We start from the raw sequence: 26,644 nt of genomic DNA, 5'->3' as shown, positions 1-26,644 counted from the left end.
GGACTTATGTGGCATCTGGTCTGTGGTGACAACGCTGTCGCCGGCGTCACCCATGTGATCGGCCAGCCAGCCGCCGAGGCTGGCCTGCGCGTGTTGCGTGATGATCTGGCGGTTGGCCCGCTGGACGATGTCGACAGGTCGCCTTGTGCGGCGCGCGCGGCGTTCTGGCGGGCAGTGTGGCCGGCAGGCGTGACGCCGGTACCGGATTTCGCTGCGGATCTGTCGGCCGACGCGCGGTGGCTCGCCGATCTGGCCCGCCAGGAGCGGCCGGTTACCGTCTGGCACGGCGACAGCGCCAGCGAGCAGCTGCTGTTGGCGCGGGTAGCCAGCGCGTTGGAAGGCAGCACTGTGGCGCTGATCGAGGTGGCCTGTGGCACCGGCAACAGCTGGGTGCAGAGCCGCCAGGCGGTGGCCATGCATGCGCCGCAAGCGCTGCTGGCTGTGGCCAAACCGCGCGTGGTCGAGGCCGAGCGCCGAACGAGCCAGGCCGCGCAATGGCGTGCTGCAATGGCCGATGGCGGGCTGATTCATCGCTGGCAGGCGGGGAGTTTTACAGCCGAGGATTACCAGGTTATCGACGCGGCGTTGGTGCGCCAGGCCCGCGCCGAGCCGCAACCGTTGGCGCGGGTTATGGCCGAGGTGATGGCGCGGTGCGATGGCTTCTTCGCCACCGATTACTTTCTGTTCTGGCGTGCCCGCGAACTCGCTGCAACGGGCCACCTGGTGCTGAGCGGCGCGCCGGGTGAACAGGGTTATGCCTCGTTGCAGGTACGTCGCGGTTCCTGATTCAGCTGCTGAAAAACTCGCCTGGCGTGGCACCGAACTGCTGGCGAAACGCGGCGATGAATGCCGAGGTGGAGTCGTAGCCGCAGAGCAGGGCCACATCGGTGACACGCTCGCCGCTCTCCAGCGGCGTCAGCGCACCGAGCAGGCGCAGGCGTTGCCGCCAGGCACGGAAGGTCAGGCCGGTGTCGCGCAGAAACAGGCGGCTCAGGGTCTTTTCCGACACGTCGAGTTCGTTGCCCCAGGCGGCCAGCGTGCGGTCATCGTCCGGCTTTCTCTGCAGGCGGCTGCAGAGTTTTTTCAGGCGCGGGTCGCTTGGCAAGGGCAGCGACAGACGCACCTCCGGGGCCGCGTGCAGTCGGTCGAGCAGTACCGCAGCAAGACGGCCGTCCGGCCCGCTTTCGTCGTACTCCACCGGTAGCTCGCAGAAGCTGCGGATCAACTCGCGGGTCAATGCGTCCACGCCGAGCACGCGGCAATCTGGGTGTGCGTTTTCCGGGTTTTCGTCGTACAGGTACAGGCTGCGCATTTCTGTGTTCGGCGAGCTGAGTACCTCGTGCTCCAGGCCGGCCGGAATCCATATCGCCCGCTGCGGCGGCGCGACGAAACTGCCGGCTGCGGTGCGCACGTGCAGCACGCCCTGAATGGCGTAGGTCAGCTGCACCCACGCATGGCTGTGGCGCGGTGTGCCGGTCTGGCGTGGCAGCGATTCGTTGCGCGCATAGAGTGGCCGGGGCAGCTGCTCCAGCTGCGGAATACTGCGTTCGGCGATGCTGTTTTGTCCGTTAGGCGACATGATCTGGCTTTATGGCGTTAGTCGGCAATGACGGCTCAGGGTAGAGTGGCCGCCTTTCTGTGGCAACTGTCTGCCATCGCCTGCCCGGAGTCCTGCCCATGGCCCGTTCCCGTTTACTACCTGACAACTTCACTCTGACGCTGATCGCCGTCGTGCTTACCGCCACCTTCCTGCCCGTCAGCGGCAAGGCGGCCGTGGCCTTTGGCTGGATCACCAACTTGGCCATCGCCCTGTTGTTCTTCCTGCATGGCGCCAAGCTCTCGCGTGAGGCAATCGTCGCTGGTGCCGGCCACTGGCGCCTGCACCTGCTGGTTTTCAGCTGCACCTTCATCCTCTTCCCGCTGCTGGGCCTGGCGCTCAAGCCGCTGCTGTCGCCACTGATCGGCACCGAGCTGTACCTGGGCATGCTCTACCTGTGCGCGCTGCCGGCCACCGTGCAGTCAGCCATCGCTTTCACTTCCCTGGCACGCGGCAACATTCCCGCGGCGATCTGCAGTGCGGCGGCCTCCAGCCTGTTCGGCATCTTCCTCACGCCGCTACTGGTGGCGCTGCTGATGGACGTTCACGGCAGCGGCGGTTCGCTGCTCGATGCCATCGGCAAGATCACCCTGCAGTTGCTGGTGCCGTTCATTCTCGGCCAGATCGCTCGGCGCTGGATTGGCGCCTGGGTGGGTCGCAACAAGAACTGGCTGAAGTACGTCGATCAGAGCTCGATCCTGCTGGTGGTCTACACCGCGTTCAGCGCGGCAGTGGTCGAAGGCCTGTGGAATCAGGTGTCGTGGCCGACGCTCGGCTTGCTGATCTTCTCCTGCTGCCTATTGCTGGCGCTGGCGCTGGGTATTACCGCGCTGCTCGGCAAGGTGTGCGGCTTCAACATGGAAGACCGCATCACCATCCTGTTCTGTGGCTCGAAGAAGAGCCTGGCCACCGGCGTGCCAATGGCCCAGGTGCTGTTCGCCGGCAGCAGCATCGGCCTGATGATCCTGCCGATGATGCTGTTCCACCAGATCCAGCTGATGGTCTGTGCGGTACTCGCGCAGCGCTATGCCAGGCGGGTCGATCCGGTCGCTCCGAGCGAAATCAAGGTGGCGGTGAATTGAGAAATCGGCCGTTTCTCAAGGCTTTGTTGCTGTTGATCACCTTTTCGCTGACGCTGCCGGCACACGCCTGGGTGCGGGTCACGCCGGAGCTCGATGAAGATCCGCTGCTGGGCAGCACTTACTACGGCGTGCTGTCGACCCTGGTGCCGTTCCTCACCACTACCAAGCCAGGAGAGGGCACCGAGCTGGCCGAGGAGCTCTCCAAAGAGAGCAGCAGCCTCGACCAGAAGTTGAAGCTGGCTCGGGACGATGCAGCGGCCTTCGTCGGCAGTGCCGGGCAGATTCGCGGCGCGATGCTGGAGGCGGCGCTGGTCGCGCTGCAGCAGCGTAGCGAGCTGGCCTCCTACAGCGACATGCAGTTGGCAGAAGCCTTGCTAGCCTACCAGCCGCGCTCGACACCTTGAGCGCGACTGCAACGCAGGCGAGGCACTCATGCCTCGCCTGCGTTGCAGAGCTAGAACAGTTTGTGCACGAAGTTGAGCACGAACTTGTTGCCCTCCGTGCGGTTCTCGGCGTCCTGCTCGAAATAGCTGTTGGCGGTCAGGATGTTCTCCCTGGAGAACGCATAGGTGAGGCCCGGGCCGATTGCCCAGACCTGCTCGCGGCGGCCGCTGACGTCACGGCCGTCGACCTCGGTATCGCTGATCTGCTTGAGCCAGTAACCGGTCAGGCCGACGCTCAGTTTGTCGTTGAGCGCGTACTGGGTGGCGAAGTTGGCGTGTAGTGCCTGGCCGGCCTGGGTGCTGGAAACATCACCGAACGCCGCCGACGGGTCACGGTTCTTGGCATTCCACAGGTACCAAAAGCGGCCGCTGACCGACCACCTGGGGGTGAACCAGTAGGTCGCCGCGTAGTAGGGGTTGAACGACCAGAAGTTGCTGCCGGGGTTGACCGACTTATCACGGTCGTAAGCACCGGTGGGCAGGATCACCTCGGCCTCGATGCGTTGGGCGAACAGCGGCGAGCCGTCGGCGCGGGTGGTCAGCGGCGATTGCAGGAACGCGCCCAGCACCATGTCGCCCACGCCTTCGCGTGAGCTGAGCACGTTGTTATCTAGGCCGTCGTCTACCTCGGCATGGGCCAGCCAGGGCACGATCACCGTGGCGCCGGGCATCCAGCCGTTGGCCATCGGCTGGCCCAGCTGAATGTACTGGGTGACCGGGGCGAAGGTTTCGATCTCCTGCTTGGGCAGCGGCAGCTTGTCGCCGCGCTGGTCGTTGAAGCGCGAAGCCTTGCCGTAGATCAGGTACTCAACTACATAGCCGCCCGGCCCGCCGGGCAGCGGCGAGCTGTCGTAGAAGCTGGTGGAGCCTAGGTTGACGGAAGGCAGGTCGTAGGCCTGGGCGGTGCCCGCCAGGGCAGCCAGGCCGAGGCTTAGAGCCGAGAGACGTGATGCATGCATGGTGAGGATCCTTGTCTTGTTGTTCTTGTCGTAGATCGCATGGTGGTCTCGGTGAGGCTTACACGTAACTGGATGCCAGCCCGCCATCGACCGGGATGTTGGCGCCACACACCCAGCGCGCCGCGTCCGAGCAGAGGAACAGCACAACGGCGGCCACTTCGTCAGCCAGGGCCGGGCGCTTCATATGGCGGCCATCGCGTTCCAGGCGCTCGTCGCTGAGCATCTGCACGAAGTCACCGAGGATCGGCGTGAACACCGGGCCGGGCGCTACGCAGTTGAGGCGCACGTCATGCTCGCGGAACCAGGGCGAGGCGTTCTGGTACGACCAGACGATCAGCGCTTCCTTGAAGTACTGGTAACAGGTGGCCTGCTCGACCGGATTGGCATCCAGCCAGTCACTACCGGCCTCGAAACCCGCGGTGGCGGCCAGCGCTTTGTGGGCTTCAAGGCGCTGCTGCCATTCGGCGCCAAGAATCGACGCGGTATTGACGATGCAGCCGCCGGCCAGACGCGGCAGCAGGCCCTCGCTGAGGTGACGCAGGCCCAGGTAGTTGACCCGCCCGACCAGTTCGGCGGGCGCCGTGCCAGGTACGCCGGCGATGTTGCACAGGCCGTCGACCCGCTCGGGCAGGCGGGCGATGACTTGATCGATGCTGGCCGGGTCGCCTAGGTCCACCGGGTGGTAGGCGTGCACGCTGATCTGCGGTTCGTGGCGGTCCAGGGCGATTACCCGCGCGCCGGCGCAGCGCGCCAGGCGGGCGACTTCGGCGCCGATGCCGGAAGCGGCGCCGGTGACGATCAGGGTCTTGTCGTGCAGATTCAGGTTCATGGTGCGTCCTCTTGTTCTTGTTGTGAGGCGATCGGGTGAGGTGTCAGAAGGGGTACTGGGGCGGCGTGTCCTTGATCGTCACCCACTGCCACTGGGTGAACTCGTCCCAGTTGGCCGGGCCGCTCATGCTGCCGCCGTTGCCGGAATTGCCACGGCCGCCGAACGGGTTGACGCCGTCGTCGTTCACCGTCTGGTCGTTGATGTGCAGCATGCCGGCGCGCAGTTGGGCACCGACCGCCATGGCGCGGCCCACGGACCGGGAGATCACCCCTGCGGCGAGGCCGTACTCGGTACGGTTGGCCAGGTCGATGGCCTCTTCGTCGCTGGCGAAACTGGCCACGCAGGCCACCGGGCCGAACATCTCGGTGTCGAAGGCCGGCATGCCCGGCGCCAGGTGGCTGAGCACGGTGGGCTGGTAGAACAGGCCGTCGTACTGGCCGCCCACCTGCAGGCGCGCGCCGGCTACTACGCTGTCGAGCACCAGTTGGTGGGTACGTACCAGCTGGTTCTCGTTGATCATCGGGCCGAGCTCGACGTCGCCGCTGGCCGGGTCGCCCAGGCGCAGGCGCCGGGTGCGCTCGACCAGCCCTTCGACGAAGCGCTCATGCAGCGACTCGTGCACCAGGATCAGCCCGCTGGCCATGCAGATCTGCCCCTGGTGCAGAAAGGCGCCCCAGCTGGCGCAGCTCAGGGCGCGCTCCAGGTCGGCGTCGTCGAGGATGATCAACGGGTTCTTGCCGCCCAGTTCCAGGGCGACTTTCTTCAGGTGGCGGCCGGCGGTTTCCGCCACCTTGCGGCCGGCGGCGGTGGAGCCGGTGAAGGCGATCATTCGCACGTGCGGGTCGCTGCATAGCGCCGCGCCGGCATCGGCACCACCGGGCAGCACATGCAGTACGCCCTCGGGCAGGCCGGCCAGCTCGAACAGCCGGGCGATCAGGAAACCGCCGGCAATTGGCGTCTGTGGGTCGGGCTTGAGCACCACCGCGTTGCCGGCCGCCAGGGCCGGGGCCACCGCGCGGATCGACAGGATCAGCGGGAAATTGAACGGCGAGATCACCCCGACTACGCCGTGCGGCAGGCGCCTCGCGTAAGACAGCGTGCCGCTGTTGCTCGGCAGCACCAGGCCATGGGGCTGCATCACCTGGCCGGCGGCGAGTTGCAGGAACAGCACCGCCTCGCGCACTTCATGCTGGGCCTTTGGCAGGATGCCGCCGGTTTCCCGGGCGATGAGCAGCGCGCACTCGTCGGCCTGCGCCTGTAGCAGCCCGGCGGCGCGCAGGAAAATCTCTGCCCGCTGGCGCGGCGCCATCGCTTCCCAGGCCGGTTGCTGGGCCGCGGCCGCAGCGGTGGCCAGGGCGACATCCTCGGCGCGGGCCTGGCCGGTGGTAGTCAGTCGCTCACCCGTGGCCGGCTCGATGACCTCGTTGCGCCCGCCAGCCATTGGCGTGCGCCAGATCCCGGAAAACAGCTTGGCCTCCCAGACCTGTTCGTCCAACAGGGCGGCGTTCGATTCTGATCGTGGCAGTCGAGACATGGTGTCTCCTTGGAGTATTGTTGTTTTGAGTGATGTGTCGGTGGCACCTGTAGCTATCGCAAGGAGCATGCCCAATGGCCAGTCGGCCGCTGGCAATGCCGAGAATCCATAACAATTTCAATAATCTGGATGCATTAATCAGGTCGAGGCAGTTGCCCAGGCAGTACTTTCAGGCGCTCGTTGTTGAGCAAATGATCAATTCGCCAGGTGCTTCCGCTTTGCCGAAATGATGAATTGCGCAAGTGAGGAGCCGCCCCATGGTCGATCCCCGTCGTATCTCCCTGGATGCTTTGCAGGTCATCGAGACGCCCCATTACCGAGGCGCCAGCGATGCGCTGGACTGGGAGAACTCCCCGACGCTGCGTGATCTCACCGAATGCCTGTTCTTCTCGCCGGGCGACGGGCGCATCTGGCTCAACGATCAGCGCATGGTGCTGTTGCACTGCGAGGCGCTCGGTGCGTTACGCCGTGAGCTGATCGACAGCCTGGGCCTGGAGCGCGCCCGCGGCCTGCTGACCCGCGCGGGGTATCTGTCCGGCGCCCGTGATGCGCGCCTGGTGCAGCAGCGCTGGGCGGACGCCGAGCCGGCGTCGATCTTCGCCGCGGGCATCCGCCTGCATGGGCTGGAAGGCATGGTCAAGGTCGAGCCGCTGCACTTCGAGTTCGACGTCGACCGTGGCCACTACGATGGCGAATTTCTCTGGCATCACGCCCACGAGGACGACGAACACATCGCCGCCTACGGCATCGGTAACGACCCTGCCTGTTGGATGGAAATCGGCTACGCCACTGGCTACGTGAGCGGGCTGTTTGGCCGCCTGGTGGTGTTTCGCGAGGTGGAGTGCCGGGCCATGGGGCACCAGGTGTGCCGCGTGTTGGGCAAGACCGCCGAGCTGTGGGGCGACGTAGAGGAGGACCTGCGCTACCTCAATGCCTCGGCCGAGGAGGGCGAAGGCAGCGGCCTGGAGCGCACGGCCTATCAGCCATTGCCGGCCAGTGCCGGGGAAACCGACGAAGGCCGCATGATCGGCGCCTCGGCGGCCTTCAACGCCGCTTTTCAGTCGCTGCAGCGGGTGGCGCGCACGCCTGCCACGGTGCTGTTTGGTGGCGAGTCCGGGGTCGGCAAGGAACTGTTCGCCAGCAACCTGCACCGCATGAGCGAGCGCCGCGACGGGCCGTTCGTGGCCCTCAACTGCGCGGCCATCGCCGAAAGCCTGATCGAGGCGGAACTGTTCGGCGTCGAGCGCGGCGCCTTCACCGGCGCCAGCCATTCCAGGCCCGGCCGTTTCGAGCGCGCCCAGGGCGGCACGCTGTTTCTCGACGAGGTGGCCTGCCTCAGCCTACCGGGTCAGGGCAAGCTGCTGCGCGCCCTGCAGGAGCGCGAGATCGAGCGGGTCGGTGGCACCTCGGTGATCAGCGTCGACGTGCGAGTGATCGCCGCCACCAATGTGGACCTGCGCGCTGCCGTGCGCCGTGGCGAGTTTCGTGAGGACCTCTACTACCGCCTCAACGTCTACCCGATCCACATACCGCCACTGCGCGAGCGGCGCGACGACATCCCGCTGCTGGTGGATTTCTTCATGCGTCGCTACTGCGAGCGCTACGGGCGCACGCCGGTCGGGTTGACCATGCGCGGCCTGAAGGCGCTGCTCAACTACAGCTTTCCCGGCAATATCCGCGAGCTGCAGAACCTGATCGAGCGCGGCGTGATCGCCAGCAACGAAGGCGCGCCCATCGACCTCCACCACCTGTTCCGCGATGAAGAACTGCCGGCCGAGTTCTATTCGCTGCTGCAGCAGGGGCGGCTGGTGCAGCATCAGGAACGCCCTGGCGAAGTGGACCTGCTGACGCGGCTCGGTTGCCCGGATCTGCCGGATGCCTGCCTGTCGCTGCAGGCCGTGGAAAACCAGTTGCTCGAGCAAGCCCTGCAACGCAGCGCCGGCAACCTGGCTGCGGCGGCCCGCCTGCTGGGGCTGAGCCGGGCGCAGTTTGCCTATCGGCTCAAGCGGGCGCGGGGGAGCTGAGAGCGTTCGCGGGCATGGCCCGCTCCCACAGAATCTGTGCTCGGCACCAAATTTGTCGGTGCCCACAAATCCCCCTGTGGGAGCGCGCCATGCGCGCGAAGCGATATCAAGGTCTAGACTGACCTCGCTGAATCAACACGGAGGTGGATTCATGCCGATGCCATCCCACCCAGGCTATCGCGCCCTGCGCAGAGGCCGCGCGTCCTGCCCGGGGGCGGCCTATCTGATCACCACCATCACCCGTGACCGCACACCGGTATTCCGCCATTTCCCCGCTGCCTGTGCGGCGGCTCGCTGCTTCGAAACGCCAACGCTTCTGCGCGACAGCCATATGCTGGCCTGGGTGCTGATGCCGGACCATGCGCACTGGCTGATTCAGCTGGGTGAGGTGGACAGCCTGGCTGCGCTGATCAATCGGCTGAAGTCGTCGAGCAGTCGGCTGGCGGGCAAGTGTACGGGCACTGCGAGGGGCATCTGGGCGGCAGGCTTTCATGATCATGGCTTGCGCGCCGAGGAGGATCTGCAAGGTGTGGCGCGTTATATCGTGGCCAATCCGCTGCGGGCTGGGTTGGTCAGGCGGGTGGGGGATTATTCTTTTTGGAATGCGGTCTTGCTTTAGGTGTGAGCCGACTGCTGGATTTTTTCGCGGGCATGGCCCGCTCCCACAGGGTTTGTGTTCGACACCGAACTGAAGGCACCGATAAATCTCTTTGTGGGAGCGGGCCATGCCCGCGAAGGGTCTATCGAGCACCGCCGTTCTTACTGACAGCTCCCGATAGGTCATTCGACTCGAGCCGGTGCATCCTCCCACTGCTCGTCGGTGGGCTCCTTGATGCGATACCAGGCCACATACAGCGCCGGCAGGAAGAGCAGGGTCAGCAGGGTGGCGCTGAAGATGCCGCCGATCATGGCGTAGGCCATCGGCCCCCAGAACACTTCGCGGGCGATGGGTATCATGCCCAGGCTGGCGGCGGCGGCGGTCAGCAGGATCGGCCGGCGGCGGTGGTGGGTGGCGTCGATCACTGCTTGCCAGGGTGAGTCGCCGGCGCGCTCGAACTCGTCGATCTGGGTCACCAGAATCACCGAGTTGCGGATGATGATGCCGATCAGCGCCAGCACGCCGAGAATCGCCACGAAACCCAGCGGCGTGCCGGTCGGCACCAGGGCCAGCACCACGCCGATCAGGCCCAGCGGTGCCACGCTGAACACCAGGAAGGTCTTGGCCACGCTGTGCAGCTGGATCATCAGGAAGGTGGCCATCAAAAACAGCATCAGCGGCAGCACGCTGGCGATCGGCCCCTGGGCCTTGCCGCTTTCTTCCACCGTGCCGCCGGTGGCGACGCTGTAGCCGTTGGGCAGCCCGTCGGAGAATTTCCGGATGTCCGGCGCCAGGTCGGCGACCAGATCGGTGGGCTGGATATCGCTGACCACCGCAGCCTTGAGGGTGATGGTCGGTTTGCGGTCGCGGCGCCATACCAGCGGTTGTTCCAGCTCGTAACCGACGGTGGCGAAGGCACGCAACGGCACGGCGACGCCGCGCGGGGTGACGATCTGCAGGTTCTCCAGGGTTTGCGGCGAGTTGCGTTCGCTGTCTTCGGCGCGGCCGATGACGTCGATCAGGTAGATGTCGTCTTTCACCTGGGTGACCGTGGTGCCGCTGACCACGCTGTTGAGCAGGTTGGCGACGTCCTCGGAAGACAGCCCGAACTGCCGCGCCTTGTCCTGGGCGACATCGATGCGCAGCACCTTGCCCGGCTCGTTCCAGTCGTAAACCATCTCGCCGATGTCCGGGTTCTTGTCCAGCAGGGTGGCCAGTTCCAGGGCGTGCTTGCGCACCTGGTCGACGTTCGGACCGCTGATCCGGTACTGGATCGGCCGGCCTACCGGCGGGCCCATTTCCAGCGGTTGCACGAAGCTGCCGATGCCGACGAAGTCTTCACGCAGGCGCTTGTTGAGCTTGGCCACCAGGCGATCACGGGCGTCGATATCCTTGGCGACGATCACCAGCTGGGCATAGAAGGGGTTCTGCAGCTGCTGGTCCAGGGGCAGGTAGAAGCGCAGCGCGCCCTGGCCGATGTAGGTGCTCCAGCGGGCGATGTCTTCGTCGCCCTGCAAGCTGGCCTCGAGGCGGTCGACCTGGGCGCGGGTCTCGTTGATCGAGGCGTTCTGCGGCAGGTTGAGGTCGACGAGAATCTCCGGGCGATCCGAGGCCGGGAAGAACTGGCTCTGCACCAGGGTCATGCCGCCCAGGGAGGCGGCGAACAGGGCGATGGTCATGCCGATGGTCCACCAGCGGTGCCGCATGGCCAGCAGCAGGCCGCTGTCGAAGGCGCGGGCGATGCGGCCCGGGCCTTTTTCCTTGGCCTGCAGGCGCTTGGGCAGGATGTGCACGGCGATCACCGGGGCGAACACCACGGCCACCAGCCAGGACAGCAGCAGCGCCACGGCGATCACCGCGAACAGGGTGAAGGTGTACTCGCCCGCCGAGCTGGAGTTGAGGCCGATGGGCACGAAGCCGGCCACCGTCACCAGGGTGCCGGTGAGCATCGGAAAGGCCGTGGAGGTGTAGGCGAAGGTGCCGGCGTCGTGTAGCGAATCACCTTTCTCCAGCCGCGTGACCATCACCTCGACGGTGATCATCGCATCGTCGACCATCAGCCCCAGGGCGATGATCAGCGCGCCGAGGGAAATGCGCTGCATGGTGATGCCGCTGTATTCCATGAACATGAACACCATGGCCAGCACCAGCGGGATCGAGCAGGCGACCACCAGGCCGGCGCGAATGCCGAGGCTGACGAAGCTCACCAGCATGACGATCAGCACCGCCTCGAACAGCGCGCGGGTAAAGCCGCTGACGGCTTCTTCCACCACTTCGGCCTGGTCGGACACCACGTGCACGCCAACGCCCACCGGCAGTTCGGCGGTCATCTCGTCCATGCGCGCGTGCAGGGCCTTGCCGAAGGTCTGGATATTGCCTCCGTCGCGCATGGCGATGGCCAGGCCGATGGCCGGCTTGCCGTTGTAGCGGAACAGGGCCTGCGGCGGGTCGACGTAGCCGCGGGTGATTTCGGCGATATCGGTCAGCCGGTAGAAGCGGTCGTCGAGGCGCAGGTTGACGTTGCGCAGGTCGGCTTCCGAGGCGAACTGGCCGCTGGTGCGCACGGAAATCCGCTCCGGCCCGGCCTCGATCACCCCGGAGGGCGTCACCGCGTTCTGCGCCTGCAGGCTCTGGATCACCTGGCTCTGGTCAATGCCCAGGGCGGCCAGCTTGCGGGTCGAGAAGTTGAGGTAGAACACCTCGTTCTGCTGGCCGACCATCTGCACCTTGCCCAGGTCCGGCACGCTGCGGATCTCGGCGCGCACCTGCTCCACGTAGTCGCGCAGCTGGCGCATGCTCAGGCCGTCGCCGGTGAAGGCGTAGATGGAGCCGAACACGTCGCCGAACTCGTCGTTGAACGACGGGCCCTGCAAGCCCTGGGGAAACTCGCCGCGAATGTCGTCGATCTTCTTGCGCACCTGGTACCAGATGCCGTCGATTTCATCGGCCTTGGTGGTGTCGCGCAGGAACACCATCACCGTCGATTCGCCGGGGCGCGTGTAGCTCTTCACGTAGTCCAGCGAGTCCAGTTCCTCGAGCTTCTTCTCGATACGGTCGGTGACCTGGCTGAGGGTTTCGTCCACCGTGGCGCCGGGCCAGCGGGTCTGGATGACCATGGTCTTGATGGTGAACGCCGGGTCTTCCTCGCGGCCCAGGTTCATGTAGGAAATCACGCCCATCAGCAGCGACACGAACATCAGGTACCAGACGAACGACTGGTGGCGCAGCGCCCAGTCCGATAGGTTGAAGCCGTTCTTGCGCGGCGTCTGCTGGGTCATGGTGCGACGCCCTCGTCGATGCGGATCTGCTGGCCGTCCTTGAGTTCGCTCAGGCCGGCGCTGACTACCTTGTCGCCGGCCGCAAGGCCCTCGACGCTGATCTGCTCGCCTTCGCGGCCGACCACCTGCACGGTGCGCGGGTGAACGGTCTTGGCCTGGGTGTCGATCACCCATACGCGGCTCTGGCCGTCGACTTCCTGCACGGCAGCGGCTGGCAGCAGGCTGCGCGGCTTCTGGGCGCGGGTCAGGCTGATGGCCACGGCGGTACCCAGGCGCAGGCCGGGCGGGGTTTCCTCGAGCGTCAGGCGGGCGCGGCGGGTGCGGGTGGCAGCGTCGGCGCGCGGCGCTAGTTCGCGCAGCCGACCACGGGTGGCGATGCTCGGGTCGAGCTGCGAGGCAACGTTGAACTGCACCTGATCGTCCAGACCGTCAGCCAGCTCCACAGGCAGGTCGAACACTGCTTCGCGCACGTCCGGGCGGGCCAGGGTGACCACCTCCTGGCCGGCGCCGACCACCTGGCCGGCCTCCACGTGCCAGGCGGTAACCACCGCATCGAAGTCGCTTTTCAGGGTGCCGTAGTCCAGACGATCGCGGGCCTGGCGGGTGGCCGCTTCGGCCTGCTCGCGGTTGCTGCGGGCGTTGCTCAGTTCGGTCTGCGCCTGCTCCAGGTTGGCCTTGGCGCCGACGCCACGGTCGAACAGTTCCTGCTGGCGCCTGGCATTGGCCTGGGCATTGATCCACTGCGCTTCAGCGCGTGCCTGGTCGCCTTCGCTGGCGCGCAGGGCGTTCTGCTGGTCGGTCGGGTCGAGGGTCGCCAGGGTGGTGCCGGCTTTCACCTCGGCCCCGGCATCCACCAGGCGGCGGGCGACCCGACCACCGACACGAAAGCCCAGGGTGCTCTGCACCCGCGCCTCGATATTGCCGGCGAAGCGGCCGAGAATCTGCTCGTTCTGCTGTTGCACCTGGGTGTATAGCACCGGGCGGATCGGCGCGGGCTTCTCGTCCTCGGCGCAGCCGGCGAGCAGCGCGGTGATCAGCACGAACGGGATCGCACGGTTCATGGCTGCTGCTCCTGGGTCTGCTTCTGCTCATGGGCTTCGGCAATTTCCACCTTCTGGCCCGGATGCAGCAGCTGCCCGCCGGCCACCACCACGCGGTCACCGTCCTGCAGGCCGGCACGGATGATCACCTTGTCGGTCAGGTAACGGCCAACCTGCACGGGGTGCAGTTGCACGATGTCACCGTCGGCGAGGCGCCACACCGCCGGCTCGCTTTCCGCCTTGGTCAGTGCCGACCATGGCAGCTCGACGCTGCGCACCGCCGGATTGCTGACATGGGCGCTGACGGTGGAGCCCAGCGTCATTGCTGCCGGCACCTGCTGCAGGCCGACCTTCACCTGCACGGTGCCGCTCTGCGCCGACACCTGCGGGTTGACCTCACGTACCGTGCCGCTGGCGCTCACCTCGGGGTTGTCCAGCAGGCTGACGCGCAGCGGCTGGCCGGGTTCGACCAGCAGCGCCTCGAAGACGTTGAACACCGCATCGCGCTCGCCCTCGCGGGCCAGGCCGAAGATCGGCGTGGCGGCCTGCACCACCTGGCCGACTTCGGCCTGGCGGGCGGTGATCACTCCGTCGCTCTCGGCACGCAGTTCGGTGTAGCCGGCCTGCTCGCGGGCGTCGGCGAGTTGCGCCTCGGCGGCGGCCAGGCTGTTGCGCGCGCTGCGGTCGTTGGCCAGGGCGCTGTCGTATTCGCTGCGGCTGGTGTAGCCCTTGGGTAGCAGTTGCTGCTGGCGCCAGAGGTTGGCGGCGCTGAGTTTGACCTGGGCGCGGGCGGCCTCGGCAGCTGCTTCGGCGGAGCGCACCGCGTTGCGCTGGTCCTGCGGATCGAGGCGCGCCAGTACTTGGTCGGCCTTCACCGTATCGCCAACATCCACCAGGCGTTCGGTGATCTTGCCGCCGACGCGAAACGACAGGTCGGTCTGTACCCGCGCCTGGATGTCGCCGGTGATGGTGGCGTCTGCCGCGTAATCGACCTGGCTGACCGTGGCCACCTTCACGCGCGGGTTCTTCGGCGCGGGTGGCGGCTCGTCGGCGCAGCCAGCCAGCAATGCGAAAGCCAACAAGGCCACGGCAAGGCGAGGCAGAGCAGAGGTCGATACGGGCGGCATGCGGGCTCCGGCACGGCAGGGATGTAAAGGTGTGTGCAGATGCGACCGCACCAGGCGACGAACGGTTCAGGCTACTCGCGCGACGAGCGTGGCTTGTGTTGAGGATGCAAATCCTAATACTGTATTTATATACAGTTATCGAGCCTGCATCATGAACCCGACTTCAGCGCCGCGTGGGCGCGGCACCGCCAGCAAACCGCACAACCGTTTCGCCCCGACCAGCAGCGAGGCCGAGGACGACGGCTGGTATCAGGAACAGACGCCGCTGACCTTCGTCACCGAGGTTCGCCACGAACGGGCGAAGACGGTGATCAGCCGCAACAATTCGCCGGATGTCGGCTTCGACCGCTCGGTGAACCCCTACCGGGGCTGCGAACATGGCTGCATCTACTGTTTCGCGCGGCCCAGCCACGCCTACTGGGACCTGTCGCCGGGCATCGATTTCGAAACCAAGCTGATCGCCAAGACCAACCTGGCCGAGCGCCTCGAGGAGCAGTTGAGCAAGCCGGGCTATGTGCCGGCGCCCATCGCCCTGGGCATCAATACCGATGGCTACCAGCCCATCGAGCGCGAGCACCAGCTGACCCGCCAGGCCCTGGAAATCCTGCTGCGCTACCGCCACCCGGTGAGCATCATCACCAAGAGCGCGCTGATCCTGCGCGACCTGGATCTGCTCGAAGAACTGGCCAGCCGCAACCTGGTCAGCATCGCGTTCAGCGTCACCACCCTGGATGACCAGCTCAAACGCATCATGGAGCCGCGCACCGCCGCGCCCAAGGCCCGGTTGCGGGCGATGAAAACCCTGCACGAGCACGGCGTGCCGGTCGGCCTGATGGCCGCGCCGATGATCCCGATGATCAACGACATGGAGCTCGAGCGCCTGCTCGAAGCCGGGCGCGAAGCCGGGGCCAGTTCGGCCGGCTACGTGCTGCTGCGCCTGCCGCTGGAGATCGCCGGGCTGTTCGAGGAGTGGCTGCAGACCCACTTTCCCGACCGCGCCGAGCACGTGATGAGCCTGATCCGCCAGTCCCGTGGCGGGCAGAATTATGACAGCCGCTTCGGCGCGCGGATGAAGGGCGAGGGCCATTTCGCCGAGCTGCTGGCCCAGCGCTTTCGCCTGGCCCGTCGCCGTTATGGCTACGATGGCAGCAAGCGGGCGGTGCTGGATTGCTCGCAGTTTGCGCCGCCGGGGCAGCAGATGGGCTTGTTCTGAGGGTTGCTTGAGACGCTGGTTTCCCGGGTGTCGCTGCGCTCGACCCGGGCTACGGGCTGGCGATGTCCGCACCTCTGTAGACTGGCGTTGAGCGTAGCGATACCCAGATTGGATATTGGCCTTGTCATGGATCGTTAACGCGGTGCACGACACGGCGAAAAAATGGTCAACATCGCCGGTCGGGTGGAGATTGTTCACGCCGACGTGTCTTGAATGGTTTTGCCACAGTCAAATCCCACGATCCCTTGCCGGTGACCCTACCGGCTGGGAAGCTGTGCGCTGTCGCACGCGCCGTCCCCCATCCGTAAGCGAGGTAATGCTATGCCTGGTAATCGTCGTCCTGCTGATAGCAAATCCGATAAGAACGCTGCATCGGCCGCCGAAGCGCTGGATCATCTGGTCGATGGCTTCCTGCGTTTTCGTCAGGATGTGTTCCCGCAGCAGCAGGCGCTGTTCAAGAAGCTGGCCCACGCCCAGTCGCCGCGCGCCATGTTCATCACCTGCGCCGACTCGCGCATCGTGCCCGAGCTGATCACCCAGAGCGAGCCGGGCGACCTGTTCGTGACCCGCAACGTCGGTAACGTGGTGCCGCCCTATGGCCAGATGAACGGTGGCGTTTCCACCGCAATCGAATACGCCGTGGCGGCATTGGGCGTGCAGCACATTATCGTCTGCGGCCACTCCGACTGCGGCGCGATGAAAGCGGTGCTCGACCCGGCAACCCTGGAGCGCATGCCCACGGTAAAGGCCTGGTTGCGTCATGCCGAAGTCGCCAAGACCGTGGTGGCCGATAACTGCGGCTGCGCCGACCACACCACCCTCGGTGTGCTCACCGAAGAAAACGTGGTGGCCCAGCTCGACCACCTGCGCACCCACCCGTCGGTGGCCTCGCGCCTGGCAGCCGGCCAGCTGTTCATCCATGGCTGGGTGTATGACATCGAAAGCAGCGATATCAAAGCCTACGATGCCGAAACCGGTGAGTTCCGCCAGATCGGTGACGGCCCGCTGCCAATGGCTACACCGCGCGCGCGTTATCCGCAGGGCTGATCCTACGGCGTCCCGCTCTAAGCTCGTAGGATAGGTGCAACCCATCTGCAATTGATGGGTTGCACCTACGCGGCCCGCTCCCACAAAAGCACGTGATCCGCCGCTTAGGCTTTTATCGGGCTCGCATGCGCCATCCTACAATCTGAGCCAAATCAGCGAACCCGTTGCACTGTGCTAGGGTCTTTAGTCGGTCGGTTGGTACGCGTTTGCAGCGTGGCCAACCGGCAATCACCGACAAGAACAAGACGATGCCGGCCAGCCATGTCCCGAACGCAGAGAACGCTCGACCCATCCTATGAGCTGATGGATGACCACGAAGGTCATTCGTTGATCTATCGCCAGCACGGCTTTCCCAGCCCGTTGGTGCGTTGGCATTTCCACAAGGAATACGAGCTGCACCTGATCGTCGCCAGCGCTGGCAAGGTGTTCATCGGCGACTACATCGGCAACTTTTCCCCCGATACCCTGTTTCTTACCGGCCCCAACCTGCCGCACAACTGGATCAGCCAGATGGCGCCGGGCGAGGCGGTCGCCGAGCGCGACATGCTGGTCAACTTCACCGACGAGGTGCTGGAAAGCGGCACCGCAGTATTCGCCGAACTCAAGGACCTGCAGCCGCTGCTGGCCCGCGCCCAGTACGGTATCGAGTTCCGTTGCCCGCACACCATCGCCGAGGCGCGCCAGCTGCTGCAGCGCATCGCCGATTCCCAGAGCATGACCCGGCTGGGGCATTTCTTCATCCTCATGGAGCTGCTGGCCGGCTGCGAGGCGTACCAGCTGCTCTCCGACCGTACCGCTGCGCAGCTGGCCGACGAGCACCATGTCGACCGCATCAACCGCGCCGTGGACTACATCTTCCAGCGCTACGCCCAGGAGCTGAGCCAGGAAGAAGTGGCCGAATACCTGGGCATGACGCCGACCTACTTCTCGCGCTTCTTCAAGCAGGCCACCGGGCGCGGCTTCGTCGAATTCGTCAATCGACTGCGGGTGAGCAAGTCCTGCGAGCTGCTGACCCAGAGCGACAAACCGGTGACGGAAGTGTGTTTCGAGTCCGGCTTCAACAATATCTCCAACTTCAACCGGCGCTTCCAGCAGCTCAAGGGCATGACGCCCAGCGGTTACCGGCGGTTGGTCACTCAGCGTGTCACCGCGCAAAACCTGTACTGAATCCGCTGCTCTCATTCGATGAACATACTGCTAAAGGCCCGTTCTTGAGCTGCCGGGACCGCTATGTCCCCATTGGCTGCTGGATTTTCAGTGCAAAAAAGTATCGGTTGCAGTGCAGTCGAGGCGTTGTTTGCGTCCAGGCGTAGGGGTGTAATCCGGGTCGGCCCACAAAAACAATAATGTCTCCCGAGGCTCACGGGGCCAGGGAGAGGAGTTCAAGACCATGAACCACACGCTCAAAGTATTCGCAGCCGCTTCATGCCTTTCCCTCACCGTCGGCGCCCAGGCTGCCGAGACCGTGACCATCGCCACGGTCAACAACAGCGACATGATTCGCATGCAGCGCCTGGCCAAGACCTTCGAAGAACAGCACCCGGACATCAAACTCAAGTGGGTGGTGCTCGAAGAGAACGTGCTGCGCCAGCGCCTGACCACCGACATCGCCACCCAGGGCGGCCAGTTCGACGTGCTGACCATCGGCATGTACGAAGCCGCACTATGGGGCGAGAAGGGCTGGTTGGAGCCGATGAAGGACCTGCCCGCCGATTACGCTCTCGACGATGTGTTCCCCTCCGTGCGCGAGGGCCTGTCGGCCAAGGGCCAGCTCTATGCGCTGCCGTTCTACGCCGAAGCCTCGATCACCTATTACCGCAAGGACCTCTTCGAGCAGGCCGGGCTAGAGATGCCCGAGCAGCCGACTTGGGAGCAGATGGCCGAGTTCGCCGGCAAGCTGCACCAGCCCGACAAGGGCCAGTACGGTATCTGCCTGCGCGGCAAGGCCGGCTGGGGCGAGAACATGGCGCTGATCACCACCGTGGCCAATGCCTACGGCGCGCGCTGGTTCGATGAGCAGTGGAAGCCGGAATTCACCGGCAGCGAGTGGAAGAACGCGCTGAATTTCTACGTCGACACCATGAACAAGTACGGCCCGCCGGGCGCCTCGAGCAACGGTTTCAACGAGAACCTGGCGCTGTTCAACAGCGGCAAGTGCGCCATGTGGGTGGATGCCAGCGTGGCCGGCTCGTTCGTCACCGACAAATCCCAGAGCAAGGTCGCCGACTCGGTGGGCTTCACCTTTGCGCCGACCCAGGTCACCGACAAGGGCGCTTCGTGGTTGTATTCCTGGGCGCTGGCGATCCCCACCAGCTCCAAGTCCAAGGATGCCGCCAAGACCTTCAGCGCCTGGGCCACCTCCAAGGCCTACGGTGAGCTGGTCGCCGAGAAGGATGGCGTCGCCAACGTGCCGCCAGGCACCCGCGCCTCGACCTACAGCGATGCCTACATGAAGGCCGCGCCGTTCGCCAAGGTCACCCTCGACTCGCTGAAGAAGGCCAACCCGGCTGATCCGAGCGCCAAGCCGGTGCCCTATGTAGGCATCCAGCTGGTGACCATCCCCGAGTTCCAGGCCATCGGCACTGCGGTCGGCAAGCTGTTCGCCGCAGCGCTCACCGGGCAGATGAAGCCGGAGCAGGCGCTGCAGGCCGCCCAGCAGAGCACCGAGCGAGAAATGAAGCGCGCCGGGTATCCGAAGTAGCCAACCCGTAGGGTGGGTTAGGCGCCCTATCGCATGACATGCGTGTGATGCGATAGGCGTGGCGCCGTAACCCACCATGGGCGCAACGCAGACGATCGCCTGGTGGGTTACGCGGCGCCCCGCAATCGTGGCGGCAGTTGAAAACTGCTATACCGCGCCGCTCACCCACCCTACGCAAGCGTCGTTCGCCGTAGAACTGTCTTTCGGAGACATGATGAACACAATCGAACACCCTGCAGAGCAGGCCCACGAGGCCCCGCCGCGTAAATCGCGACGCCTGGCGCCCGGCTGGTTCTTGGTCAGCCCTTCGGTGGTTCTGCTGCTGATCTGGATGATCGTGCCCCTGGGCATGACCATCTACTTCTCGCTGATCCGCTACAACCTGCTGTACCCCGGCGAGAACGACTTCGTCGGCCTGGAAAACTTCGAGTATTTCGTCACCGACGCCGCCTTCCTGTCCGGCGCTGGCAACACCCTGCTGCTGGTCGGCAGCGTGCTGCTGATCAGCGTGGTGTTCGGCGTGCTGATTTCCGCACTGCTGGAGGCCAGCGAGTTCTTCGGCCGTGGCATCGTGCGGGTGCTGCTGATCTCGCCGTTCTTCATCATGCCGACGGTCAGCGCGCTGCTGTGGAAGAACCTGCTGTTCCACCCGGTATCGGGGATCCTCGCGGCGGTGTGGACCTTCTTCGGCGCCCAGCCGGTGGATTGGCTGGCGCACCACCCGCTGTTCTCGATCATCCTCATCGTGTCGTGGCAGTGGCTGCCGTTCGCCATCCTCATCCTGATGACCGCCATGCAGTCTCTCGACCAGGAGCAGAAGGAAGCCGCGCGGCTCGACGGCGCCGGGCCGCTGGCGATCTTCTGGCACCTGACCCTGCCGCACCTGGCACGGCCGATTGCCGTGGTGGTGATGATCGAAACCATCTTCCTGCTTTCGGTGTTCGCCGAGATCTACACCACCACCAGCGGCGGCCCAGGTTACGAGTCGACCAACCTGGCCTACCTGATCTACACCCAGGCGCTGCTGCAGTTCGACGTGGGCATGGCCTCCGCCGGCGGGCTGATCGCCGTGGTCATCGCCAATATTGCCGCCATCGTGCTGATCCGCATGATCGGCAAGAACCTGACCGACAAACAGTGAGGGCTCCGAGATGCTGACCCTGAAGCAATCCCGTCGCCTGCAGAGCGTGCTGGTCGGCACGCTGGCCTGGGCCGTGGCCGCACTGATCTTCTTTCCGATCTTCTGGATGGTGCTGACCAGCCTGAAGACCGAGCTGGATGCCTTCGCCACGCCACCGCAGTTCATCTTCACGCCGACCCTGGAGAACTACCTGCACATCAACGAGCGCAGCGACTACTTCGCCTACGCCTGGAATTCGGTGCTGATCTCCTTCTCGGCGACCCTGCTGTGCATGCTCATCGCGGTGCCGGCGGCCTACTCGATGGCGTTCTTCGAGACCAAGCGCACCAAGGGCACGCTGCTGTGGATGCTGTCCACCAAGATGCTGCCGCCGGTGGGCGTGCTGGTGCCGATTTATCTCTTGGCCAAGCAGTTCGGCCTGCTCGATTCGCGCATCGCGCTGATCGTCATCTACACCCTGATCAACCTGCCGATCGTGGTGTGGATGGTGTACACCTACTTCAAGGACATCCCCGGCGAGATCCTCGAAGCAGCGCGGCTGGATGGCGCCACCACCTGGCAGGAAATCGTTCGCGTGCTGCTGCCCATCGCCCGCGGCGGCCTGGCCTCGACCATGCTGCTGTCGCTGATCCTGTGCTGGAACGAGGCGTTCTGGTCGCTCAACCTGACCAGCTCCGCCGCCGCGCCGCTGACCGCGCTGGTGGCGTCCTACTCCAGTCCCGAAGGCCTGTTCTGGGCCAAGCTTTCCGCCGTTTCGACCCTCGCCTGTGCGCCCATTCTGATCTTCGGCTGGATCAGCCAGAAGCAGCTGGTGCGCGGCCTGTCGTTCGGCGCTGTGAAATAACAAGAAGGATCAAGAGCCATGGCTGATTTGAAAATCCGCAACCTGCAGAAAGGCTTCGACGGCACGGCGATCATCAAGGGCATCGACCTGGATATCGAGAACCGTGAATTCGTGGTGTTCGTTGGCCCGTCCGGCTGTGGCAAGTCCACGCTGCTGCGCCTGATCGCCGGGCTGGAGGAAGTCTCCAGCGGCACCATCACCCTCGATGGCATCGATATCACCGACACCGCGCCGGCCAAGCGCGACCTGGCAATGGTCTTTCAGACCTACGCCCTGTACCCGCACATGACGGTACGCAAGAACCTGTCCTTCGCCCTCGACCTGGCCCGGGTCGGCAAGCAGGAGGTCGAGGAAAAGGTCGCCAACGCCGCGCGCATCCTGGAACTGGGCGCTTTGCTGGAGCGCAAGCCCAAGCAGCTCTCCGGCGGCCAGCGCCAGCGCGTGGCCATTGGCCGCGCCATCGTGCGCAACCCGAAGATCTTCCTGTTCGATGAACCCTTGTCCAACCTCGACGCCGCCCTGCGCGTGCAGACCCGCCTGGAACTGGCGCGCCTGCACAAGGAGCTCAAGGCGACGATGATCTACGTGACCCACGACCAGGTCGAGGCCATGACCCTGGCCGACAAGGTGGTGGTACTCAACGGCGGCCGCGTCGAACAGGTCGGCTCGCCGCTGGAGCTCTACAACCACCCGGTCAACCTGTTTGTCGCCGGCTTTCTCGGCACGCCGAAGATGGGCTTCCTGCGCGGCCAGGTGGCGGGCGTCGACAGCGCGCGCTGTCAGCTGCGCCTGAGCTGTGGCGCCGCGCTGGACCTGCCGCTGGCCGGCACCGGCCTGCGCAACGGCGACCCGGTCACCCTGGGCATTCGCCCCGAGCACCTCAACGTGGTGCCGGCCGGGCAGGGCCGTCTGCAGGCCACCGCCGATGTCAGCGAGCGCCTGGGCAGCGACACCTTCTGCCATGTGCGTGTCGGCGAGGAAGAGCTCACCGTGCGGGTGCGCGGCGACTTCTCGCCGGCCTATGGCGAAGCCCTGACGCTGGATTTCGACCCGGCCCACTGCCACGTCTTCAACGCCGATGGCCTGGCCATCGACAAACGCATCCAGGCCGGCCAGGCCGCCTGACGCGCAGGAATCGCCCCATGAAATTGAATCGCAAGAATCTCGCTGCACTGGCTCCGGAAGTCGAAGTGCCGGTTTACGACCCCTCGACCGTGCGCCAGGGCATCGCCCATATCGGCGTCGGCGGCTTCCACCGTGCCCACCAGGCGATCTACACCGAAGCCCTGCTCAACCGCGGCGAAGCCCGCGAGTGGGGCATCTGCGGCGTCGGCCTGCGCCGCGAAGATCGCGCCATGCAGCAGGCGCTGGCCGAGCAGGATCACCTCTACACCATGCTGGTGCTGGGCGACGAGCCGGGCCTGGAAGTGCGCGTGGTCGGTGCCATCAACGGCATGTTGCTGGCCGAGGATTCGCCGGCGGCGCTGATCGACAAACTGGCCGACCCGGCGATCCGTATCGTCTCGCTGACCATCACCGAAGGCGGCTACTGCATCGATGACAGCACCGGCGAGTTCATGGCCCACCTGCCGGATATCCAGCACGACCTGGCGCACCCGCAAGCGCCGCGCAGCGTGTTCGGTTTCCTCTGCGCGGCCCTGGCCAAACGCCGCGCTGCCGGCACCCCGGCGTTCACCCTGATGTCCTGCGATAACCTGCCGCACAACGGCGCGGTGACCCGCAAGGCGCTGCTGGCCTTCGCCCATTTGGCCGACCATGAGCTGGCGAGCTGGATCGACAGCCATGTGAGCTTCCCCAATGCCATGGTCGACCGCATCACGCCAATGACCAGCGATGCGCATCGCGCGCAGCTGGCCGAGCGCCATGGCGTCGAAGACGCCTGGCCGGTGGTCTGCGAGCCGTTCCTGCAATGGGTGCTGGAAGACAAGTTCGTCAACGGTCGCCCAGCCTGGGAAAAGGTCGGCGTGCAGTTCACCGATGACGTCACGCCCTACGAAGAGATGAAGATCAAGCTGCTCAACGGCAGCCATCTGGCGTTGACCTACCTGGGCTTTCTCAAGGGCTACCGCTACGTTCACGAGGCCATGAACGACCCGCTGTTCCGTCGCTACGTACGCACCTTCATGGACCTGGACGTGACCCCGCAGCTGGCGGCGGTGCCGGGCATCGATCTGGAAGGCTACAAGGACACCCTGATCGAGCGCTTCTCCAACCAGGCCATCGCCGATCAGCTCGAGCGCGTGTGCTCGGACGGCTCGTCGAAATTTCCCAAGTTCATCGTGCCGACCATCAACCGGCTGATCGAGGACGGTCGTTCGCTGGAGCGCGCCGCTCTGGTGGTCGCGGCCTGGGCGCTGTACCTCAAGGGGGTCGACGAGAAGGGCACCAGCTACCGGATTCCCGATCCGCGCGCCGAGTTCTGCCAGGCGTTGGTCAGCGATGACGACCAGGTGCGCGAGCGCGTGCTCGGCGTCGAGGTGATCTTCGGCACTGCCATCCCGCAGTCGGCTGCTTTCGTCACCGCCTTCGAGCTGTGCTACGACAGCCTGCGCAAGCTCGGCGTGACGCGCACCCTGCAGACCCTCCTGGGTGACTGAGCCATGTACCTCGGCATCGATTGCGGCACCCAGGGCACCAAGGCGCTGATCCTCGATATCCACAGCGGAGAGGTGCTGGGAGAAGGCAGCGCCGCGCACCGGCTGATCAGCGGTGCCAATGGGCGCCGCGAGCAGGATCCGGCCGACTGGCTGCTGGCCTTCGAGCAAGCCACCGCCCAGGCCCTGCAGCAGGCCGGGGTGGCGGGCAGCGAGATCCTCGGCATTGGCGTGTCCGGCCAGCAGCATGGCCTGGTGTTGCTCGATGCCAAGGGCGAAGTGCTGCGCCCAGCCAAGCTGTGGTGCGACACCGAATCGGCGGCCGAGAACGCCCATCTGCTGGACCAGCTCGGCGGCGACAGCGGCTCCCTGGAGCGCCTCGGCCTGGCCATCGCACCGGGCTACACGGTGTCGAAACTGCTGTGGACGCGCGACCACCACCCCGAGGTGTTCGCCCGTATCGCCCATATTCTGTTGCCCCACGACTATCTCAACTACTGGCTGACCGGGCGCGCCTGCGCCGAATATGGCGATGCCTCGGGCACGGGGTACTTCAACGTGCGCACGCGCACCTGGGACACCGCGCTGCTGGAGCTGATCGACCCGAGCGGCGCCCTGGTAAAGGCCTTGCCGGAGCTGATCGAGTCCCATCGCTGTGTCGGCACGATCCGCCCGCAGATCGCCGAGCGCCTGGGCCTCAACCCCAGGGCGCTGGTCGCCAGTGGCGGCGGCGACAACATGATGGGCGCCATCGGCACCGGCAATATCGCCCCGGGCGCCATCACCATGAGCCTTGGCACCTCGGGCACGGTGTATGCCTATGCCGAGCAACCGCAGGTCAGCCCGCATCCGCAGGTGGCGACCTTCTGTTCGTCCTCCGGCGGCTGGCTGCCGCTGATCTGTACCATGAACCTGACCAATGCCAGCGGCGCGATCCGCGACCTGCTGGGGCTGGATGTCGACAGTTTTGGCACCCTGGTCGGCGAGGCGCCGATTGGTGCCGGGGGCGTACTGATGCTGCCGTTCCTCAACGGCGAGCGGGTGCCGGCGCTGCCCCAGGCCACCGCCAGCCTGCATGGCCTGACGGCGGAGAACCTGACCCGCGCCAACCTCTGCCGCGCGGTGGTGGAGGGCACCACTTTTGGCTTGCGCTATGGCCTCGACCTGCTGCGCGCCAGCGGCATTCGCAGCGACAGCATCCGCCTGATCGGTGGTGGCGCGAAGAGCGCGACCTGGCGGCAGATCGTCGCCGACATCATGGGCGCGCCCGTGACCTGCCCGCGGCACACCGAGGCGGCGGCGCTCGGCGCGGCGATCCAGGCGGCCTGGTGCGTCAGTCACCGGCATGGCGAGGCAGTGAGCCTGGATGCGCTGTGCGAGCGTTGCGTGCGTTTCGATCACAGCCGTGGCGCCGAGCCCGACGAATTGCGCAGCCGCGCCTACGAGGGCGTTTACCAGCGCTATCGTGAGCAGGTGCGCGGGCTGCAATAATCCGATCCGGTGGCACTGCCGCCGGCCCTTTCCCAGCGCGAATGCGCCTGTTCCGTGACGCGGAGATTCCATGTACCTGGTATGCGGCGAAGCCCTGTTCGATTTCTTCTGCAACCCCGGCGAGCGCAGCAGCGAGCTGAATTTCAAGGCCCTGGCCGGCGGCTCGCCGTTCAACGTGGCGGTCGGTTTGCGCCGACTGGGCGTCGAGTCGGCGCTGTTCGGTGGTATTTCCAGCGACTACCTTGGCCAGCGCCTGCGCCAGGTGCTGAATGAGGAGGGCGTCAGCGACCGCTATCTGGTCGCCAGCGACGCGCCGACCACCATGGCCATGGTCGCCCTGGATGCCCAGGGCTCGCCGCAGTACATGTTCCGCGGCGAAGGCTGTGCCGATCGCCAACTGCTGGCCGAGCACCTGCCGGCGCTGGATGAGCAGGTGACCGGCCTGCATGTCGGCTCCTATTCGCTGGTGGTGCCGCCGGTTGGTGACACCCTGCTGGCGCTGGTCGAACGCGAGAGCGGGCGGCGGCTGATCAGCCTGGATCCCAACGTGCGCCTCAATCCGGCGCCCGATATCGAACGCTGGAGGCAGCGAATTGAATCTTTTGCCGCTCACGCGCATCTGATCAAGGTCAGCGAGGAGGACCTGGAGCTGCTGTATCCCGGCGTTCCCCCGTCGACGAGCATCGAGCGCTGGCTGGCCCAGCGTTGCCAGGTGGTGTTCCTGACCCGCGGCAGCGAAGGGGCGAGTGTGTTCAGCCGGCAGCACGGGCACTGGTCGGTTCCGGCACGCCAGGTGGTCACCCGTGACACCGTGGGCGCCGGCGATACCTTCCAGGCGGCGATCATCGCCTACCTGGTGCAGCATGGGCTGGACAGCCCGGCTGGCCTCACGGCGCTGTCTCGTGAGAGGCTCGATGAAATGCTCGATTTCGCGGTACAGGCCGCGGCGTTGACCTGTTCACGGGTTGGCCCGCAGTTGCCATATCGACACGAGCTGCAGGGTAACCAGGCCGTTTAGGAACGTGAGGCGCGGTAGGCAATTTTCAACGCAGTATTGCCAACGCCATACAACCTACGGCAT

22 protein-coding genes are annotated in these 26,644 nt (G+C 65.6%); 15 read left to right on the top strand and 7 right to left on the bottom strand.

Going from position 1 to position 26,644, the window contains the following annotated elements:
• The first annotated feature begins 6 nt into the window (after positions 1-6).
• A complete protein-coding gene (locus tag BUC40_RS05535; protein ID WP_073263372.1) occupies positions 7-786 on the top strand; it encodes a DUF1835 domain-containing protein in 780 nt (259 codons plus the stop codon).
• A gap of 1 nt (position 787) precedes the next feature.
• Here the strand turns inward: BUC40_RS05535 and BUC40_RS05530 are convergent, their stop codons facing one another.
• Positions 788-1,579 (bottom strand): AraC family transcriptional regulator, encoded by a 792-nt coding sequence (locus tag BUC40_RS05530; RefSeq protein WP_073263370.1) that lies wholly within the window; start codon positions 1,577-1,579, stop codon positions 788-790.
• A 98-nt stretch (positions 1,580-1,677) separates the two neighbouring features.
• Between BUC40_RS05530 and BUC40_RS05525 the strand changes: the two genes are divergently transcribed.
• Together BUC40_RS05525 and BUC40_RS23280 are read left to right on the top strand one after the other, a co-directional pair.
• Positions 1,678-2,679, top strand: a complete 1,002-nt coding sequence (locus tag BUC40_RS05525) for a bile acid:sodium symporter family protein (protein WP_073263368.1) — start codon at positions 1,678-1,680, stop codon at positions 2,677-2,679.
• Positions 2,676-3,083 carry a DUF2388 domain-containing protein gene (locus tag BUC40_RS23280; RefSeq protein ID WP_341864605.1) on the top strand — a complete coding sequence of 136 codons (408 nt, stop codon included), beginning with the start codon at positions 2,676-2,678 and terminating at the stop codon, positions 3,081-3,083. Before BUC40_RS05525 ends, BUC40_RS23280 begins: the two co-directional genes overlap by 4 nt.
• A gap of 50 nt (positions 3,084-3,133) precedes the next feature.
• Here the strand turns inward: BUC40_RS23280 and BUC40_RS05515 are convergent, their stop codons facing one another.
• From BUC40_RS05515 to BUC40_RS05505, 3 genes are read right to left on the bottom strand one after another with little or no spacing between them, the layout of a single operon-like run.
• Positions 3,134-4,081: a SphA family protein gene (locus BUC40_RS05515; RefSeq protein WP_073263364.1), complete on the bottom strand. Its 948-nt coding sequence runs from the start codon at positions 4,079-4,081 to the stop codon at positions 3,134-3,136.
• Between the two features lie 58 nt (positions 4,082-4,139).
• Positions 4,140-4,904, bottom strand: coding sequence for a coniferyl-alcohol dehydrogenase (locus BUC40_RS05510; protein ID WP_073263901.1), 765 nt, complete (start codon positions 4,902-4,904; stop codon positions 4,140-4,142).
• Positions 4,905-4,953: 49 nt separating this feature from the next.
• The gene (locus tag BUC40_RS05505) at positions 4,954-6,444 is read right to left on the bottom strand and encodes a benzaldehyde dehydrogenase (protein ID WP_073263362.1); all 1,491 of its coding nucleotides are present in this window, start codon (positions 6,442-6,444) and stop codon (positions 4,954-4,956) included.
• A gap of 257 nt (positions 6,445-6,701) precedes the next feature.
• Between BUC40_RS05505 and BUC40_RS05500 the strand changes: the two genes are divergently transcribed.
• Both BUC40_RS05500 and BUC40_RS05495 read left to right on the top strand, forming a co-directional pair.
• Positions 6,702-8,468, top strand: a complete 1,767-nt coding sequence (locus tag BUC40_RS05500) for a sigma-54-dependent Fis family transcriptional regulator (RefSeq protein WP_073263360.1) — start codon at positions 6,702-6,704, stop codon at positions 8,466-8,468.
• Between the two features lie 151 nt (positions 8,469-8,619).
• Positions 8,620-9,087: an REP-associated tyrosine transposase gene (locus BUC40_RS05495; RefSeq protein WP_073263358.1), complete on the top strand. Its 468-nt coding sequence runs from the start codon at positions 8,620-8,622 to the stop codon at positions 9,085-9,087.
• 161 nt (positions 9,088-9,248) lie between these two features.
• On the opposite strand, the gene BUC40_RS05490 is transcribed toward BUC40_RS05495, so the two are convergent.
• The 3 genes from BUC40_RS05490 to BUC40_RS05480 are packed head-to-tail and all read right to left on the bottom strand — an operon-like array spanning position 9,249 to position 14,511.
• Positions 9,249-12,344, bottom strand: a complete 3,096-nt coding sequence (locus BUC40_RS05490) for an efflux RND transporter permease subunit (RefSeq protein ID WP_073263356.1) — start codon at positions 12,342-12,344, stop codon at positions 9,249-9,251.
• Positions 12,341-13,405: an efflux RND transporter periplasmic adaptor subunit gene (locus tag BUC40_RS05485; RefSeq protein WP_073263354.1), complete on the bottom strand. Its 1,065-nt coding sequence runs from the start codon at positions 13,403-13,405 to the stop codon at positions 12,341-12,343. Before BUC40_RS05485 ends, BUC40_RS05490 begins: the two co-directional genes overlap by 4 nt.
• Positions 13,402-14,511, bottom strand: a complete 1,110-nt coding sequence (locus BUC40_RS05480; RefSeq protein WP_073263352.1) for an efflux RND transporter periplasmic adaptor subunit — start codon at positions 14,509-14,511, stop codon at positions 13,402-13,404. Before BUC40_RS05480 ends, BUC40_RS05485 begins: the two co-directional genes overlap by 4 nt.
• Positions 14,512-14,662: 151 nt before the next feature.
• Between BUC40_RS05480 and BUC40_RS05475 the strand changes: the two genes are divergently transcribed.
• The 10 genes from BUC40_RS05475 to BUC40_RS05430 all read left to right on the top strand — a co-directional run bounded on the left by BUC40_RS05475 (position 14,663) and on the right by BUC40_RS05430 (position 26,581).
• Positions 14,663-15,724: a PA0069 family radical SAM protein gene (locus BUC40_RS05475; protein ID WP_073263350.1), complete on the top strand. Its 1,062-nt coding sequence runs from the start codon at positions 14,663-14,665 to the stop codon at positions 15,722-15,724.
• Positions 15,725-16,045: 321 nt separating this feature from the next.
• Positions 16,046-16,771, top strand: coding sequence for a carbonic anhydrase (locus BUC40_RS05470; protein ID WP_073263348.1), 726 nt, complete (start codon positions 16,046-16,048; stop codon positions 16,769-16,771).
• A gap of 261 nt (positions 16,772-17,032) precedes the next feature.
• Positions 17,033-17,938 (top strand): helix-turn-helix domain-containing protein, encoded by a 906-nt coding sequence (locus BUC40_RS05465; RefSeq protein ID WP_073263346.1) that lies wholly within the window; start codon positions 17,033-17,035, stop codon positions 17,936-17,938.
• 223 nt (positions 17,939-18,161) lie between these two features.
• The gene (locus tag BUC40_RS05460; protein WP_073263345.1) at positions 18,162-19,472 is read left to right on the top strand and encodes an ABC transporter substrate-binding protein; all 1,311 of its coding nucleotides are present in this window, start codon (positions 18,162-18,164) and stop codon (positions 19,470-19,472) included.
• Between the two features lie 214 nt (positions 19,473-19,686).
• Positions 19,687-20,613, top strand: coding sequence for a carbohydrate ABC transporter permease (locus tag BUC40_RS05455; RefSeq protein WP_073263343.1), 927 nt, complete (start codon positions 19,687-19,689; stop codon positions 20,611-20,613).
• 10 nt (positions 20,614-20,623) lie between these two features.
• A complete protein-coding gene (locus BUC40_RS05450; RefSeq protein ID WP_027908524.1) occupies positions 20,624-21,457 on the top strand; it encodes a carbohydrate ABC transporter permease in 834 nt (277 codons plus the stop codon).
• 18 nt (positions 21,458-21,475) lie between these two features.
• A complete protein-coding gene (locus BUC40_RS05445) occupies positions 21,476-22,582 on the top strand; it encodes an ABC transporter ATP-binding protein (protein ID WP_073263341.1) in 1,107 nt (368 codons plus the stop codon).
• Positions 22,583-22,599: 17 nt separating this feature from the next.
• Complete coding sequence (locus BUC40_RS05440; RefSeq protein WP_073263339.1) at positions 22,600-24,075, top strand: mannitol dehydrogenase family protein; 1,476 nt, start codon at positions 22,600-22,602, stop codon at positions 24,073-24,075.
• A gap of 3 nt (positions 24,076-24,078) precedes the next feature.
• Entirely contained in the window at positions 24,079-25,563 is a 1,485-nt protein-coding gene (gene xylB, locus BUC40_RS05435; RefSeq protein WP_073263337.1) for a xylulokinase, read from the top strand.
• Between the two features lie 70 nt (positions 25,564-25,633).
• Entirely contained in the window at positions 25,634-26,581 is a 948-nt protein-coding gene (locus BUC40_RS05430) for a carbohydrate kinase family protein (protein ID WP_073263335.1), read from the top strand.
• The last annotated feature ends 63 nt before the right edge of the window (positions 26,582-26,644 follow it).

The sequence above is a fragment of the Phytopseudomonas punonensis genome, from assembly GCF_900142655.1.
Lineage (GTDB): Bacteria > Pseudomonadota > Gammaproteobacteria > Pseudomonadales > Pseudomonadaceae > Aquipseudomonas > Aquipseudomonas punonensis.
The sequence above is the reverse complement of the archived record's forward strand: the minus strand, read 5'-3'. Positions and strand labels throughout refer to the sequence as shown.

What these genes read in the sequence shown, in the direction of transcription:
- BUC40_RS05450 (WP_027908524.1), top strand. Translation starts at nt 20,624, where the DNA reads ATGCTGACCCTGAAGCAATCCCGTCGCCTGCAGAGCGTGCTGGTCGGC.
- BUC40_RS05515 (WP_073263364.1), bottom strand. Translation starts at nt 4,081, where the DNA reads ATGCATGCATCACGTCTCTCGGCTCTAAGCCTCGGCCTGGCTGCCCTG.
- xylB (WP_073263337.1), top strand. Translation starts at nt 24,079, where the DNA reads ATGTACCTCGGCATCGATTGCGGCACCCAGGGCACCAAGGCGCTGATC.
- BUC40_RS05480 (WP_073263352.1), bottom strand. Translation starts at nt 14,511, where the DNA reads ATGCCGCCCGTATCGACCTCTGCTCTGCCTCGCCTTGCCGTGGCCTTG.
- BUC40_RS05465 (WP_073263346.1), top strand. Translation starts at nt 17,033, where the DNA reads ATGTCCCGAACGCAGAGAACGCTCGACCCATCCTATGAGCTGATGGAT.
- BUC40_RS05445 (WP_073263341.1), top strand. Translation starts at nt 21,476, where the DNA reads ATGGCTGATTTGAAAATCCGCAACCTGCAGAAAGGCTTCGACGGCACG.
- BUC40_RS05440 (WP_073263339.1), top strand. Translation starts at nt 22,600, where the DNA reads ATGAAATTGAATCGCAAGAATCTCGCTGCACTGGCTCCGGAAGTCGAA.
- BUC40_RS05490 (WP_073263356.1), bottom strand. Translation starts at nt 12,344, where the DNA reads ATGACCCAGCAGACGCCGCGCAAGAACGGCTTCAACCTATCGGACTGG.
- BUC40_RS05430 (WP_073263335.1), top strand. Translation starts at nt 25,634, where the DNA reads ATGTACCTGGTATGCGGCGAAGCCCTGTTCGATTTCTTCTGCAACCCC.
- BUC40_RS05530 (WP_073263370.1), bottom strand. Translation starts at nt 1,579, where the DNA reads ATGTCGCCTAACGGACAAAACAGCATCGCCGAACGCAGTATTCCGCAG.
- BUC40_RS05455 (WP_073263343.1), top strand. Translation starts at nt 19,687, where the DNA reads ATGAACACAATCGAACACCCTGCAGAGCAGGCCCACGAGGCCCCGCCG.
- BUC40_RS05485 (WP_073263354.1), bottom strand. Translation starts at nt 13,405, where the DNA reads ATGAACCGTGCGATCCCGTTCGTGCTGATCACCGCGCTGCTCGCCGGC.
- BUC40_RS05505 (WP_073263362.1), bottom strand. Translation starts at nt 6,444, where the DNA reads ATGTCTCGACTGCCACGATCAGAATCGAACGCCGCCCTGTTGGACGAA.
- BUC40_RS05535 (WP_073263372.1), top strand. Translation starts at nt 7, where the DNA reads ATGTGGCATCTGGTCTGTGGTGACAACGCTGTCGCCGGCGTCACCCAT.
- BUC40_RS05495 (WP_073263358.1), top strand. Translation starts at nt 8,620, where the DNA reads ATGCCGATGCCATCCCACCCAGGCTATCGCGCCCTGCGCAGAGGCCGC.
- BUC40_RS05460 (WP_073263345.1), top strand. Translation starts at nt 18,162, where the DNA reads ATGAACCACACGCTCAAAGTATTCGCAGCCGCTTCATGCCTTTCCCTC.
- BUC40_RS05525 (WP_073263368.1), top strand. Translation starts at nt 1,678, where the DNA reads ATGGCCCGTTCCCGTTTACTACCTGACAACTTCACTCTGACGCTGATC.
- BUC40_RS05475 (WP_073263350.1), top strand. Translation starts at nt 14,663, where the DNA reads ATGAACCCGACTTCAGCGCCGCGTGGGCGCGGCACCGCCAGCAAACCG.
- BUC40_RS05470 (WP_073263348.1), top strand. Translation starts at nt 16,046, where the DNA reads ATGCCTGGTAATCGTCGTCCTGCTGATAGCAAATCCGATAAGAACGCT.
- BUC40_RS05500 (WP_073263360.1), top strand. Translation starts at nt 6,702, where the DNA reads ATGGTCGATCCCCGTCGTATCTCCCTGGATGCTTTGCAGGTCATCGAG.